This is a genomic window from Starkeya nomas, assembly GCF_902703545.1.
Lineage (GTDB): Bacteria > Pseudomonadota > Alphaproteobacteria > Rhizobiales > Xanthobacteraceae > Ancylobacter > Ancylobacter moscoviensis.
In genome coordinates, this window is sequence record NZ_CACSAS010000001.1 from 4253086 (window position 1) to 4266288 (window position 13203).

Here is a 13203-nt window from a genome sequence, read left to right on the forward strand (position 1 = left end):
GGATGACGCAGTGATTACGTTCGCACGGGCTTAATCGGCGTCGCCGGCAAAAAAGTCCTTCACCTTGGCAAAGAAGCCACTCGATTCGGGGTGCGTGTCCTTCGAGCATTCGGTGTCGAATTCGGCCAGCAATTCACGCTGACGTCGCGTCAGGTTCTGCGGCGTCTCGACGACGACCTGCACATACATGTCGCCGCGGTTGCGGGTACGCAGAACCGGCATTCCCTTACCGCTGAGGCGGAAGCGCTTGCCCGACTGCGTGCCTTCCGGGATCTTCACCTTGGTGGTCTCGCCGTCGATGGTCGGCACCTCGCAGGCGCCGCCTAGCGCGGCGGTGACCATCGAGATCGGCGCGCGGCAGAACAGGTCCGCCCCGTCGCGCTGGAAGAAGTCGTGCGGCGCGATGGACAGGAAGATGTAGAGGTCGCCCGGCGGCCCGCCGCGCACGCCGGCCTCGCCCTCATTGCCGAGGCGGATGCGCGTGCCGTCCTCGACGCCGGCCGGGATGGCGACCTGAAGCGTGCGCTCCTTGGTGGTGCGTCCCGCGCCCGCGCAGGCCGGGCAGGGATCCTCGATCACCTGGCCGCGTCCCTGGCAGGAGGGGCAGGTGCGCTCCAGAGTGAAGAAGCCCTGCGCCTGGCGGATGCGCCCGCTCCCCGAGCAGGTGCGGCAGGTGGTCGGCTGGGTACCGGGCTTGGCGCCGGTGCCCGAGCAGGTCTCGCAGGTGATGGAGGTGGGCAGGCGGATGGTGGCGTCCTTGCCGGAGAACGCCTCCTCCAGCGTGATTTCCATGTTGTAGCGCAGGTCCGCCCCGCGCTCGCGGCCGCCGCTGCGGCCACCGCCGCGCCGTCCGCCGCCGCCGCCGCCGGCCATGCCGAACAGGTCGTCGAAGATGTCGGAGAAGGTCGAGGCGAAGTCCGCGCCGAAGCCGGGCCCGCCCGGTCCGCCGCCCATGCCGCCGTCGAAGGCCGCGTGGCCGAAGCGGTCATAGGCCGCCCGCTTCTGCGGGTCCTTCAGGCAGTCATAGGCCTCGCTGATTTCCTTGAAGCGGACCTCGGCCTCGTCATTGCCGGGGTTCTTGTCCGGATGCCACTTCATGGCGAGCTTGCGGTACGAACTCTTCAGTTCGCCGTCATTGCAGGTCCGGGTGACTTCGAGGATTTCGTAATAGTCGCGTTTGGACATGGGTCGATATGCCGTCGCTTCCTTTGCCGCCGCGATCTGCCGCCACCGGCAGGCGGGCGGCGGCACGGGTCAGAACCGGCACGCAGGAAAGCTGCCGGAAAACGCACCCGCCCTGTTCGCACCGGCGGGAGCTTCCGTCGCGCCTTGGCGCGAAACACACGGCAGATCGCGCTGCCGTACAGAAATCCGCCCCCGGAACGGATTCCGGGGGCGGGATTGTCGCGGACCGGTCAGGCCGACTTCTTCTTGTCGTCGTCGACCTCGGTGAACTCGGCGTCCACCACGTCGTCCTTCGGCGCGGCACCGGCGTCGCCCTCGCCGCCCTGCTGGGAGGCGTACATCGCCTCGCCGAGCTTGAGGGAGGCCTGCGCCAGGGCGTTGGTCTTGGCGGCGATCGCCTCGGCGTCGTCACCCTCGATGGCGGTCTTGAGCTCGGCGAGAGCGGTCTCGATCGCGCCCTTCTCGGCCGCGCCGACCTTGTCGCCATGCTCGGCGAGCGCCTTCTCGGTCGAATGCACCAGCGCCTCGGCGTGGTTCTTCGCCTCGACGACGGCCCGGCGCTTCTTGTCTTCCTCGGCGTGGGCCTCGGCGTCCTTCACCATCTTGTCGATGTCGCTGTCGGAAAGGCCACCGGAAGCCTGGATGCGGATCTGCTGCTCCTTGCCGGTGCCCTTGTCCTTGGCCGACACGTTGACGAGGCCGTTGGCGTCGATGTCGAAGGCGACCTCGATCTGCGGCACGCCGCGCGGCGCCGGGGGAATGCCGACGAGATCGAACTGGCCGAGGATCTTGTTGTCCGCGGCCATCTCGCGCTCGCCCTGGAAGACGCGGATCGTCACCGCGGTCTGGCCGTCCTCGGCGGTCGAGAAGGTCTGGCTCTTCTTCGTCGGGATGGTGGTGTTGCGGTCGATCAGGCGCGTGAACACGCCGCCCAGCGTCTCGATGCCGAGCGAGAGCGGGGTCACGTCGAGCAGCAGCACGTCCTTGACGTCGCCCTGGAGCACGCCCGCCTGGATCGCGGCGCCGATGGCGACCACCTCATCCGGGTTGACGCCCTTGTGGGGCTCCTTGCCGAAGAACTGCTTCACCACTTCCTGGACCTTGGGCATGCGGGTCATGCCGCCGACGAGGACGACCTCGTCGATCTGCCCGGCCGAGAGGCCCGCATCCTTGAGCGCCTTCTTGCAGGGCTCGACGGTGCGCTGGATCAGGTCGTCCACCAGCGCCTCGAACTTGGCGCGGGTGAGCTTCATGGTGAGGTGCTTCGGGCCCGAGGCATCCGCCGTGATGAAGGGCAGGTTGATCTCGGTCTGCGTCGCGGAGGACAGCTCGATCTTGGCCTTCTCGGCGGCCTCCTTCAGCCGCTGGAGGGCGAGCTTGTCGTTGCGCAGGTCGATGCCCTGCTCCTTCTTGAACTCGTCGGCGAGATAGCTGACGAGCCGCATGTCGAAGTCTTCGCCGCCGAGGAAGGTGTCGCCATTGGTGGACTTCACCTCGAACACGCCGTCGCCGATCTCCAGCACCGACACGTCGAAGGTGCCGCCGCCGAGGTCGTAGACCGCGATGGTGCCGGCCGACTTCTTGTCGAGGCCGTAGGCGAGCGCGGCCGCGGTCGGCTCGTTGATGATGCGCAGCACCTCAAGGCCGGCGATGCGGCCAGCATCCTTGGTGGCCTGGCGCTGGGCGTCGTTGAAGTAGGCGGGGACGGTGATGACGGCCTGCGTCACCTTCGAGCCCAGATACGACTCCGCGGTCTCCTTCATCTTCTGCAGCGTGAAGGCGGAAATCTGCGAGGGCGAATATTTCTTGCCGTCCGCCTCGACCCAGGCGTCGCCATTGTCGGCGCGCACGATCTGGTAGGGGACAAGCTTCTTGTCCTTCTCGACCATCGGGTCGTCATAGCGGCGGCCGATGAGGCGCTTCACCGCGAAGAAGGTGCGCTCGGGATTGGTGACCGCCTGGCGCTTGGCCGGCTGGCCGACGAGGCGTTCGCCATCCTCGGTGAAGGCGACGATGGAGGGCGTGGTGCGCGCGCCTTCCGCGTTCTCGATCACCTTGGGGCTGCTGCCTTCCATGACGGCGACGCAGCTATTGGTCGTACCGAGGTCGATGCCGATGACTTTAGACATATTGTTTCTCCTTCCGGCAGGCCGGCCGGACCTTCTCGAAGCGTCCACCGAGAAATGATGGGGTCTTGCCCCGCCATTCCCCCGAACCGGCCCCCAAACAATAGGGTACGGCGCTCAGCGCACCGTTCGAGGCCGATATAGGGGGCTGCCGTTTCCGCCGCAAGAAGGTGCACGCGCCTAAAAGCGGCGTCGCGCGCGGCGCGGCTCTTACGAAGCGTCCGTGACGCCTGCCCGGGGTGTCAGGCGGCGGTTGCCAGACCCGGCTGGAAACGGGTGGCCAGCGCCTGCAGAACCGGGATCTGGTCCTTCAGCTCGCGCCAGTGGGCCTGGTTGAGTTCCAGAATGGCGACGGCGCCGGGTTCGGGCCGCACGGCCTGGATGACCGCGTCCCAGTCGATCGAGCCCCAGCCAATCGGCAGGTGCAGGTCGCCCTCGCCAAAGGCGACCGCCTCGGCCGGATGGTAGATCCAGATGTCGCCGGGGCGGCCCTCATTCGGGCGGCCGAAGGAATCGTGCAGGTGGAAATGCGCCACATGCGGCGCCAGCGCCGCCATTTCGGCGATGGGGTCGAGCCGTGCATCCGTGCAGCGAATATAGGCGTGGCTGACGTCGAGCGTCGCCTTCACCGAGGGATGGTCGATCGCCGCGAGCTCGCCGGCGAGCTTGGACGGGGTGGCCGTCTCGCGGGCATGGATGAAGCGGAAGATGTTCTCGACGCACAGCGTCACGCCGAGCGAGGCGGCGTGGTCCCCGGCGCGGGCGAGGGCGTCGCGCTGGCGCGAATAGGCGACCTCGATGTCGTCTTCCGGATGGCGGACAAAACCGGTGTGCACCACCAGATGGCGGGCGCCGATGGCCGCGGCGATCTCGATGTTCGCGGCCAGCACCTTCTCGTGGCGCGGCAGGCGGTCCGGCAGGTCCATCAGGTTGATGGCGAGTGCGCCATGTGCCGAATAGCCGAGCTCCCGGCCGGCGAGGGCGCGCTGGAGGTCCTTGAGCCGCGTGTCGAGGACCCGTCCCTCGACGATGAGGTGCCACGCATAGATCGGCAGCTCCACCACATCGACACCCAGCGCCTCCGCCTCGTCGAGCCCGATACCGACATCGTCGAATTCGGGGCTGCCTTCCTTGATCGAGTAGCCGGAGGCGCGGACGGCGGGTGCGGGGATGTGAAGCTGCATCGTGCGTATCTTCCCTTGGGTAAGAGGGGCGGGAGGACAGAAGCGCCCGCGAAGCACCGGGCCGCTTCTTAGGCCGGTTTTATGGCATACGCGTTACAGTTCGACCGAATCTCCAATAGAAACGGGCGGTTAGCAGGTATGCTCCGGCGGCGTGCCGGTCACATTCGCGGCGTGATCCAGCCGGCGACGGCGCTGACCGAATCGCGCACGATGCCGATGCGCCCGACCCCCAGCACCTCGAAGACCGGCCGCAGAACGGTGCCGCCAGCGCTCTCCACCGCGCCCACACGGGCATCGACGTCGTCGACCGCGATGTAGGAGAACCAGTGGTCGGGGATGCCGTCGAATTCCGGTCCTGCGAGCACGAAGATGCCCCCCACGCGTGTATCGCCCATCTTGATGATGCAGTACGCGCTGCCGTCCTCGATCGGCATCGGCTCGTAGCTCCAGCCCAGCGTGGTTGCGTAGAACGTCTTGGCCGCCTCGATATTCCGGGTGTTGAGTTCGTTCCAGACGAAGATCCCGTGGGCCGGCTGACTGTCCATGGCGCGTCCCCTCGTTAACGAGTTGGTTACGATAGCGCGAAATTCCGCCCGCATGGCGGTGCCTGGCGGCTGCGTCACCTGCCATGTTCACGCCGCTATGGCTTGCGATGTGGCGTGAACCCTTCTAGACCGATCTTCAGGCGCCGCCGGGCGGCGCGCCGCAAACCCTCCCGGACAATGCAGCTCTATCACCATCCCTTCTGCGCCCATTCGCGCCTCGTCCGTCTCGCCCTCGGCGAGATGGGGATCGAGCCCGAGCTGATCGAGGAACGGGTCTGGGAACGCCGACCCGACTTCCTGATGCTCGATCCCGCCGGCGCCACCCCGGTGCTGGTCGACGATGACGGTCTCGTCGTTCCGGGGGCCGACACGATCACCGAATATCTCGACGAGATGGCTGGCGCGGCGTTGGGCGACCGGCGGCTGCTTCCGGTGGACAGCGCGGCGCGGGTCGAGGTCCGCCGGCTTGCCGCCTGGTTCAACCACAAGTTCTTCGCCGAGGTCTCCGAGCCGCTGGTCCGCGAGAAGGTCTACAAGCGCTACATGCCGCGCGAGCTCGGCGGCGGGCCGCCGGACATGGCGACCATCCGCGCCGCGCGCGCCAATATCCGCTATCATCTGCAGTATATCGGCTGGTTGCTGAAGGCGCGGAACTGGCTCGCCGGCGACCGCATGTCCTATGCGGACCTCGCCGCGGCGGCGCATATTTCCAGCGTCGACTATCTGGGCGACGTGCCGTGGGAAGAGGATGAGGGAGCGAAGATCTGGTACGCGCGCATCAAGTCGCGTCCGGCCTTCCGGCCGCTGCTCGCGCTGACGATGGCGGGCATGCCGCCGGCGCCGTGCTACGCGGATCTCGATTTCTGACGCCTCGATCTCCGTCCCCGGAGGCCGCCAAGGCTCTGCTTTTCGCGCTTGCCCGCGACGAAGGCTTCGACGCGATGGGCATTGCGCGTGCCGATGCCATCCCCCATGCCGGTCCGCGCCTTCGTCAATGGATCGCCGACGGCGCCCATGGCGACATGGACTGGATGCCCGAGACCGCCGAACGCCGCGCCGCGCCGGACGGGCTGTGGCCGGAGGTCGCCTCCATCCTCATGCTCGGGCTCAATTACGGTCCTGACGAGGATCCACGGGCGGTGCTGGCCCAGCGCACGCGCGGCGCCATCTCGGTCTATGCGCGCGGCGACGATTATCACGAGCTGATCAAGGGTAAGCTCAAGCGCATCGCCTCGCGCTTCGTGCCGCGCGCGGGCGGGCCGGAGCGCGTGCAGGTCAAGGTGTTCGTCGATACCGCGCCGCTGATGGAGAAGCCGCTGGCGGCGGCGGCGGGGCTCGGCTGGCAGGGCAAGCACACCAATCTCGTCTCGCGCGAGAAGGGGGCGTGGCTCTTCCTCGGCGCCATCGCCACCGATCTCGCCTTGCCGCCGGACGCACCTGAAAGCGACCATTGCGGTTCCTGCCGCGCCTGCCTCGACGCCTGTCCGACCGACGCCTTCCCGGCTCCCTACCGGATCGACGCCCGGCGCTGCGTTTCCTACCTCACCATCGAGCATCGCGGGCCGATCCCGCATGAATTGCGGCCGTTGATCGGCAACCGCATCTATGGCTGCGACGATTGCCTCGCCGCCTGCCCGTGGAACAAGTTCGCGGCGCTCGGCCACGAGGCCCGGCTCGCGGCGCGCGACGAGAACCGCGCCCCCGCGCTCGCCGATCTCGCCCGGCTCGACGACGCGGCCTTCCGCGCGCGCTTCACCAAGAGCCCGATCAAGCGCACGGGGCGCCCGCGCTTCCTGCGCAACGTGCTGATCGCCATCGGCAATTCGGGAGATGCCGCGCTGGCGCCGGAGGCCGAGCGGCTGTTGGCGGACGAGCATCCGCTGGTGCGCGGCGCGGCCGTGTGGGCGCTGTCGCGGCTGCTGGCCCCGGCCGCCTTCGCACGGTTGCGCGCCGCCCATGACGGCGAGACCAATCCGGATGTGAGGGAGGAATGGCAGCACGCCATTCCGGTGTCGTGAGGGCGTAACGGTGAAGACGCTGCTCTGTCTTGGCTACGGTTATTGCGCCCGGCGCTTCGTCGCCTTGCACGGGGCCGCCTTCGGGCGCCGCATCGGCACCAGCCGCGACGGGGCGCCCTGCACCGGCATGGAGATGGTCCGGTTCGACGGCATGCCCTCGCCGGCGCTGATCGACGCCGTGCGATCGGCCGACATCGTGCTCGCCTCCGCGGCGCCGGGCGACGACGGCGACCCGTTTCTCGGTCCGCTCGGAGCCGCGCTGGAGCAGTCCGGGCGCAAGGGCGCGCTGGTCTATCTCTCGACCATCGGGGTCTATGGCGATTCCGGTGGGGCCTGGATCGACGAGGAGGCGCCGCTGCGGGCGACCGCACCGCGGGCGCGCCGGCGCATCGATGCCGAGGCGCAATGGCGTGCCACCGGGCGCGCGGCCGGACGACCGGCAGCGATCCTGCGGTTGGGTGGCATCTACGGGCCGGGGCGCAACGCGCTGCTCGACGTCGCCGCCGGCACGGCCCGCTGCATCGAACGCGACGGGCAGATGTTCAATCGCATCCATGTCGACGACATCGCCGCCACGATCCTCGCCGCCGCGGCGCAGGGTTTCGATGGTGTTGTGAATGTCGTCGACGACGAGCCCTCGGCATCCTGCGCGCCGGTGCGTTTTGCGGCCGAACTGCTGGGGGCGCCGGCTCCCGAGGCCGAACCGTTCGAGAGGGCGGCGACCCACATGTCGGCGATGGCGCAGTCGTTCTGGGCGGATAATCGCCGGGTGCGCAATGCCCGCCTGCACGCGCTCATCGGCGGCGTGCTGCTCTACCCGACCTATCGGGAGGGATTGGCGGCGCTTTTCGGCGCGGCTTCCGCGGAAACGGCTGGGCGCTGAGCATCCGGGAGCTCAGCCGGCAGGGTGGCCTCCACGACATCCGTGCTGCGCCGCCGGCGGGCGAAAGCGCTGAGGAACGAATCGACCGCGTGGTTGACGACCCGCTCGATGCTCGCCGCATCCGGCTGGGTCTCGTCGCCGAAGATCATCGGCATGACCAGCATGGCGTGACAGCCGATCATGAACTGCCAGGCGGCCAGCTCGACGTCGTTGATGGCCAGTTCGCCCCGCGCATCCTTGATGCTGAGCCATTCCGTCAGCCGGCTGACCCCGGCCTCCTGGCCGGCCTGCACATAGGCGCGGCCGATCTCCGGCAGTTTCTCGGCGACGCCGATGACCATGCGGACGGTGCGGATATGGCCGGGTGTTACGCGAAGGATCGGGTGTCAGTACCGGACCTAGGCGGGATTAGCCGGGATCAGCCGGGAAAGCGCGGTCCTGCAAGGGTTTTGGCGGCATCGGGCAGGAATGACCGCGCGAAGGATCAGATGTCAGCGATCTGCGGCGCCCAGAGCGGCGCGAAGGATCACATGTCAGCGCTAGGGATGAAGATAGCGCTTCGAGGGAAGCCGCAGTTCGCGTTCACAGGCGCCCATGTTCGTCGTCCACTGGCGGGCGTCATGATCGAGCGCGGAGAGCTTGCGGGCAGAATGGGTCATTGAAAGGCTCACGAGCAGCCCCTGCATCGCGTTCCCGGCCATCTTGCATTCGAACGAGGCACCCGAACCTAGGAGGGCGTCCAGTTGCGGCTGGTAGGTTGCATGGATGCGCCGAAGTTCATTCTGGTCGCCGGCCTGAACAGCAAGAAAGACCGTCTTCTCCGTACGCTGAAGCACCTTCACCATGTCCTTCACGCTGGCCGCTGTGGCGGTGCCTGAGGAGACGGCAAGCGCAGCGAGCACCATAAAGAGGAGTATTCGGTGCTTCGTCGATCGGTTCATTTCGCCGCGTCCATGGGTATGTAGGTATTCTGTCCATCTGTGCGCACGAACATAATACCGTTACTGCATCGTGGTCATCTGCCCGGCTCCATACCAGCCTCAGGCCGAGCGTTTGCCTGAGCCAGGCTGTTCGGCGATCAGATCCTTTCGCAGTTGAGCGCCAGTTAGCTTCACCATCGTGAATCGCTCCTCAGGATCATCCGTCGCATCGACAATTACCTTGTACTTTTCAGCACTTAAGCGGCCAAGGTCGACCATCGAAAGTGGCCTACCAGCATCACTGTAGGCCCTCGCCACCATATCCGTGACACGCCCGAGCAGTTCCTCGTCCGGGGAGAAGTGCGCCCAGGGCTCTGGCTTCCCCGATGCGGCCCGCACGCCGGTCAATAGCCACGTCAAGTCGCAGCCCATCGCCATGAGTTTTCGAAGCACTGAGACCTTCGGAGCGGACCGTCCGGCCTCGTATTCCTGATAGGTGCGGAACCCGGCGCCGACCTGCTTAGCCATGGCCTTCTGATCCAACGGCACTGATTCGCGGAACTGCTTGAGCCGTTCGCCTAGCGCGGCGTCCTCCGGTGTCTCTTCGCGAACAGAATCCACCATGTTCATTCGCCACTTCGCAAAGGCGAATTGATCATTCGCACCAAGCGCTTACGCTGAAAACGGCGCCCGTCGGCGCGCGCTCGCTTTGCGAAGCGCTGATAGTGGCGTTGACACGCGCCATTTTCAGCGCATTCTCGTTGCCATGGCAGTAGCGAACGCAACGATAGACATCCCAAAAAATCCCGCCGTGAGGCGGGCGTGGATCCACATGCAGCTCAAGCTGTCCGGGTCTTCCTGGGCGTCTCTCTCGGCAGAAATCGGCGTGTCCCGTCAGGCGATTCAAGCGACCGCCGCAGGTGTCCCTTCGCTGCCCATCGAAAACGCTTTGGCGTCGAAGCTCGGCGTAACGCCCCAAGCCCTGTTCCCAGAGCATTGGACGTCAGCCGGAGCCCGAATCCCCAAACAGCGCACCGAACTACACAGGGCGAAGAATAGCCGATCGCCCTCGCCCTGCCATGTCGAAAAGCGCGAGGTCGCCTGACATGCCTTTCCTTCCGCATCTCCGTAGCCGCCGCCGCACGCCGAAGCCGGGCGAGGTGTTGACGCAAATGCTGGTCATAGCCGCGCTCCTGCTCGGCATCGCCCGCATTCTTTCGCTCATCGGCCGGTGGTGAGCGCGATGATGTACGTCATCGGTCGCCTCGCCCCCGATCACCCGAGTGGGTGCGTGTACTGGGACGGCTGGACCAAGGTCGAGGGCGGTCCGGCACTCGGCAACATGGCGCCGGTCGAGTTCGCAATGAAATCCACGCTGGAAAAACAGGCCGCATGAGGCCACAAACGAAACCCAGGACTCTACCATAGACCGGAGGAGATTAGGGTCTCAGGTCACCGGCCACGAATCGGGTCACTGGGCTTCTCTGATTTTGAAATAAGGCGCGACGGGATCACCGACACTTTAATCGTCAGAAGGAAGCAAGCCGCTTGCGCCAGCCTTCACGACGGCGTGGATGCGGCTGTTGACGCCTAGCTTGCTATAGATGTTTTTAAGGTGCCATTTGATCGTATTGACATCGAGCCCCAGCGCGCGAGCAATTTCCTTATTGGACTTGCCGCGAGCAAGGATATCGAGGATTTGCAGTTCCCGGTTGTTGAACTGCTCGCCCCATCCCGCCCCTCGCTCCTTCGTGGTTGATAAATCGGCTGTAGCACCGGGGTCAGCAGTCGGATGAGTGCTCGGCCACCGCCGGAGAGTATCCCATACATAACGGTGCACTTCAGCGTTGTCGTCCGAAGCACGCAGTTGCTTCGCGAGACGCTCCAGGAGCGTCCGCATCACCGGCCCTTCGTCAATTATATCCTGAACCAGGCCTTGCTGAGCGGCGAATGCAACTACATCGGTAAGCACCGACAGCGCGGCAGACGGCTCGCCGGCCATTCCCAGAGTTGTGGCGATCTGGAGTTGAATGCGAAACTCCAAGAGTCGCTGGCGTGACTGTCGGCAAAGGTCGAGGTGATGTTCAAGCATCGCCAGCGCTTCGCCGGTTTGCCCACCAGCGGCTAGCACTCGGGCTTGAGCAGGCTCTATTATCTGAGTTATCCACCTGCCAATGCGATCGTCGCACGCCGCCGGTGAATAATCGGCCAAAATGGCTTTGGCACCGTCAATGAGCCCTCGCGCCAGATAGAGGCGAACTTTCTCGGCTATCATAGTGGCGCGTAGCCGTTCGTTCGAAAACGACGTAGCGGTCTGCAGCCCCTCTTCAACGATATTCAACGCATCGGTGATGCGTCCGCGTAACGCAGCGATCCGCAAGGCTGCCACATAGGCAGCCATCGAGAAGTCGATGACCCCTCCTTCGATATCGAGTTTGCGGTTCTCGTTTATCAGCTGGACGGCGCGATCCACATCCCCGCTTTCGTAGACCACGAGTCCCAGGACACCCAGTGCGATCCTCGACCCGAACGAGCGGCTCCCAACGTCTGTAAGGGCGAGTTGATACGCCTTTTCCAAGGCGACGCGGCAAGCATCCATACGTCCGCGGCTACGTTCCGCCAATCCCAAGTAACAAAGGCCACACAGCTTCGCGACAGGGCTGGGGTCCCTGTCATGGAATTCGAAATTGCGATCCAGTATATCAACTGCGCCGTCTAAATCGCCTTCAATAAACATGGCGAAGGATATCATGTTCGAGGCCGAAGCGACTGTATGTATATTATATTTCCACGGTTCCGCGATAAGGGGATAAAGGTGGGATTTTAGGTCTTGGACCCTGTCGAGATAGGCATTGTAAATCGACTGTATCAATTGTGCTTCACCGCGAAGCTTTGTCGCCTCGGGGGAGTCGGGATTTTCGTCGAGAATCGCTCGCATGTCGCGAAGGGCGTCGTTCACTTTTTCCATGCGCCGGGTGAGGCAATAGGCCCAACTCAACGCTTGCAGAAGTGACAATCGCTTTCGGATGCCTTCTTTCGGCAATAAGTTGACGAGACCGATCAGTGTGCCGTATCGCCCCGCAATCGCAAGATTCATGGCTTGCTTGTCGACAATAGTAATCGCACGCTCGAGGTCACCTGCTGCCTTTGCGTGCGTCACGGCCGCTTCGGTATCGCCTGCCTGGTCCAACCAGCCGCATGCCGCCAGATGCACATCCCGTATCCACGACGGGCAGTCACGATGCAGACGCCGTTGCAGATGGTCGGCGAAAAGATGATGGTAACGGAACCATTCTCCATGATCGTCGGCGGGGCGGATGAACAGATTTTGTCGGACCAGTTCCTCTAACATCGCCTGACTTCCGCTGCGCCCGCACACGGCGTCGCAGAGGTCAGATGACAGCCGCTGCAGAATGGAGGTCTTCAAAAGGAAATTCAGCGTATCCTGGGGAAGGGTGTCGAAGACGTTCTCAGCAAGATACTCCCCGACATCGTCCACCATATCGATGGTCATCGTCGACTGAAGTCTATGCGCCGCCCCAGCCTCCCCGCGCAACGAAAGTGCTGCAAGCTGCAATGCTGCGAGCCAGCCATCGGTACTACGCCAGAGACGGGTGGCTGCCTCGGATGTTACGTCGAGCTCCCACACATTTTGCAGGAACGATCGGGCCTCCTCTTCGTCCAGCCTCAAGTCGCGCGCATTGATCAAGGTGAGGTTCCGGGCGACGCGTAGACGCGACAATGGCAGCTTCGGACGCAGGCGCGACGTCACGAGGAAACGAACGTTCGCAGATGATCGCTCGATCAGGAAAGACAGAATCTCAAGGGACGCAGCGTCTTCTCCGATCAGATGCAAATCTTCGATTGCCACACAGATTTCGCGATCGGCGGCAGCGAGACCATTTATAAATTCCACCGACATTTTTTGGATGAGGCTGGGCCCACTTTGCTCAAAGGCAATTTCCTGATCCCGGATCAGGTCGGGCTCGACTTTCCGTACCGCCTCGACGACATAACGCAAAAAACGTGCTGGGTCGGCGTCAAGTCGATCAATATTGAGCCACGCGACACATATCCCGCTCTTTTCCATGATGTGCCGGCAAGACAAAGCAAAGGTCGTCTTTCCAAAGCCGGCCGGCGCATGGACCAGCGTCAGCTTCCGCTCCAATGCCGACTCCAGCTGTGCCAGCAATCCTGGTCGCTCGACCAATTTGTCGAGCATTCGGGGCGCAAGAAATTTCGTCGCGAGGAACCCGCGCTCCAGCCCCATCGAACCCGTTGTAGATATCACCTTTTCCGCCGCCAGTATTTTTGCCCATGGTCGTCCGACCACCCCGTTTTG

The 13203-nt window shown here is 64.6% G+C and carries 14 protein-coding genes; 6 read left to right on the forward strand and 8 right to left on the reverse strand.

Annotation, left to right across the window (positions count from 1 at the left end; translation table 11 throughout):
* Positions 1-30: 30 nt before the first annotated feature.
* The 4 genes from dnaJ to STARVERO_RS20160 all read right to left on the reverse strand — a co-directional run bounded on the left by dnaJ (position 31) and on the right by STARVERO_RS20160 (position 5040).
* Complete coding sequence (gene dnaJ / locus STARVERO_RS20145; RefSeq protein WP_159601088.1) at positions 31-1185, reverse strand: molecular chaperone DnaJ; 1155 nt, start codon at positions 1183-1185, stop codon at positions 31-33.
* Positions 1186-1415: 230 nt separating this feature from the next.
* Positions 1416-3314: a molecular chaperone DnaK gene (gene dnaK, locus STARVERO_RS20150; RefSeq protein ID WP_144341550.1), complete on the reverse strand. Its 1899-nt coding sequence runs from the start codon at positions 3312-3314 to the stop codon at positions 1416-1418.
* 239 nt (positions 3315-3553) lie between these two features.
* Positions 3554-4495, reverse strand: coding sequence for a sugar phosphate isomerase/epimerase family protein (locus STARVERO_RS20155; RefSeq protein WP_159601090.1), 942 nt, complete (start codon positions 4493-4495; stop codon positions 3554-3556).
* A gap of 158 nt (positions 4496-4653) precedes the next feature.
* Positions 4654-5040, reverse strand: a complete 387-nt coding sequence (locus STARVERO_RS20160) for a VOC family protein (protein WP_159601092.1) — start codon at positions 5038-5040, stop codon at positions 4654-4656.
* A 177-nt stretch (positions 5041-5217) separates the two neighbouring features.
* On the opposite strand from STARVERO_RS20160, the gene STARVERO_RS20165 reads away from it, so the two are divergent.
* The 3 genes from STARVERO_RS20165 to STARVERO_RS20175 are packed head-to-tail and all read left to right on the forward strand — an operon-like array spanning position 5218 to position 7941.
* Positions 5218-5907, forward strand: a complete 690-nt coding sequence (locus STARVERO_RS20165) for a glutathione S-transferase family protein (RefSeq protein ID WP_144341553.1) — start codon at positions 5218-5220, stop codon at positions 5905-5907.
* Positions 5883-7058, forward strand: coding sequence for a tRNA epoxyqueuosine(34) reductase QueG (gene queG, locus STARVERO_RS20170; RefSeq protein WP_159601094.1), 1176 nt, complete (start codon positions 5883-5885; stop codon positions 7056-7058). The genes STARVERO_RS20165 and queG overlap by 25 nt, the downstream gene beginning before the upstream one ends.
* A gap of 10 nt (positions 7059-7068) precedes the next feature.
* Positions 7069-7941, forward strand: a complete 873-nt coding sequence (locus STARVERO_RS20175) for an NAD-dependent epimerase/dehydratase family protein (RefSeq protein WP_159601096.1) — start codon at positions 7069-7071, stop codon at positions 7939-7941.
* Here STARVERO_RS20175 and STARVERO_RS20180 read toward each other — a convergent pair.
* The 3 genes from STARVERO_RS20180 to STARVERO_RS20190 all read right to left on the reverse strand — a co-directional run bounded on the left by STARVERO_RS20180 (position 7881) and on the right by STARVERO_RS20190 (position 9491).
* The gene (locus STARVERO_RS20180) at positions 7881-8282 is read right to left on the reverse strand and encodes a TetR/AcrR family transcriptional regulator C-terminal domain-containing protein (RefSeq protein ID WP_159601098.1); all 402 of its coding nucleotides are present in this window, start codon (positions 8280-8282) and stop codon (positions 7881-7883) included. The genes STARVERO_RS20175 and STARVERO_RS20180 overlap by 61 nt on opposite strands.
* 198 nt (positions 8283-8480) lie before the next feature.
* Positions 8481-8882, reverse strand: coding sequence for a hypothetical protein (locus STARVERO_RS20185; protein ID WP_159601100.1), 402 nt, complete (start codon positions 8880-8882; stop codon positions 8481-8483).
* A gap of 99 nt (positions 8883-8981) precedes the next feature.
* A complete protein-coding gene (locus STARVERO_RS20190; protein WP_159601102.1) occupies positions 8982-9491 on the reverse strand; it encodes a helix-turn-helix domain-containing protein in 510 nt (169 codons plus the stop codon).
* Positions 9492-9693: 202 nt separating this feature from the next.
* On the opposite strand from STARVERO_RS20190, the gene STARVERO_RS23860 reads away from it, so the two are divergent.
* The 3 genes from STARVERO_RS23860 to STARVERO_RS20200 are packed head-to-tail and all read left to right on the forward strand — an operon-like array spanning position 9694 to position 10257.
* Positions 9694-9966 (forward strand): helix-turn-helix domain-containing protein, encoded by a 273-nt coding sequence (locus tag STARVERO_RS23860; RefSeq protein ID WP_159597810.1) that lies wholly within the window; start codon positions 9694-9696, stop codon positions 9964-9966.
* Between the two features lies 1 nt (position 9967).
* Positions 9968-10099, forward strand: coding sequence for a hypothetical protein (locus STARVERO_RS23755; protein ID WP_280178145.1), 132 nt, complete (start codon positions 9968-9970; stop codon positions 10097-10099).
* A gap of 5 nt (positions 10100-10104) precedes the next feature.
* Entirely contained in the window at positions 10105-10257 is a 153-nt protein-coding gene (locus STARVERO_RS20200; RefSeq protein WP_159601104.1) for a hypothetical protein, read from the forward strand.
* Positions 10258-10383: 126 nt separating this feature from the next.
* On the opposite strand, the gene STARVERO_RS20205 is transcribed toward STARVERO_RS20200, so the two are convergent.
* Positions 10384-13194 (reverse strand): winged helix-turn-helix domain-containing protein, encoded by a 2811-nt coding sequence (locus STARVERO_RS20205; protein WP_159601106.1) that lies wholly within the window; start codon positions 13192-13194, stop codon positions 10384-10386.
* Between the last annotated feature and the right edge of the window lie 9 nt (positions 13195-13203).

What these genes read in the sequence shown, in the direction of transcription:
- STARVERO_RS23755 (WP_280178145.1), top strand. Translation starts at nt 9,968, where the DNA reads ATGCCTTTCCTTCCGCATCTCCGTAGCCGCCGCCGCACGCCGAAGCCG.
- dnaJ (WP_159601088.1), bottom strand. Translation starts at nt 1,185, where the DNA reads ATGTCCAAACGCGACTATTACGAAATCCTCGAAGTCACCCGGACCTGC.
- STARVERO_RS20165 (WP_144341553.1), top strand. Translation starts at nt 5,218, where the DNA reads ATGCAGCTCTATCACCATCCCTTCTGCGCCCATTCGCGCCTCGTCCGT.
- STARVERO_RS20155 (WP_159601090.1), bottom strand. Translation starts at nt 4,495, where the DNA reads ATGCAGCTTCACATCCCCGCACCCGCCGTCCGCGCCTCCGGCTACTCG.
- STARVERO_RS20160 (WP_159601092.1), bottom strand. Translation starts at nt 5,040, where the DNA reads ATGGACAGTCAGCCGGCCCACGGGATCTTCGTCTGGAACGAACTCAAC.
- STARVERO_RS20180 (WP_159601098.1), bottom strand. Translation starts at nt 8,282, where the DNA reads ATGGTCATCGGCGTCGCCGAGAAACTGCCGGAGATCGGCCGCGCCTAT.
- STARVERO_RS20190 (WP_159601102.1), bottom strand. Translation starts at nt 9,491, where the DNA reads ATGAACATGGTGGATTCTGTTCGCGAAGAGACACCGGAGGACGCCGCG.
- STARVERO_RS20185 (WP_159601100.1), bottom strand. Translation starts at nt 8,882, where the DNA reads ATGAACCGATCGACGAAGCACCGAATACTCCTCTTTATGGTGCTCGCT.
- STARVERO_RS23860 (WP_159597810.1), top strand. Translation starts at nt 9,694, where the DNA reads ATGCAGCTCAAGCTGTCCGGGTCTTCCTGGGCGTCTCTCTCGGCAGAA.
- dnaK (WP_144341550.1), bottom strand. Translation starts at nt 3,314, where the DNA reads ATGTCTAAAGTCATCGGCATCGACCTCGGTACGACCAATAGCTGCGTC.
- STARVERO_RS20200 (WP_159601104.1), top strand. Translation starts at nt 10,105, where the DNA reads ATGATGTACGTCATCGGTCGCCTCGCCCCCGATCACCCGAGTGGGTGC.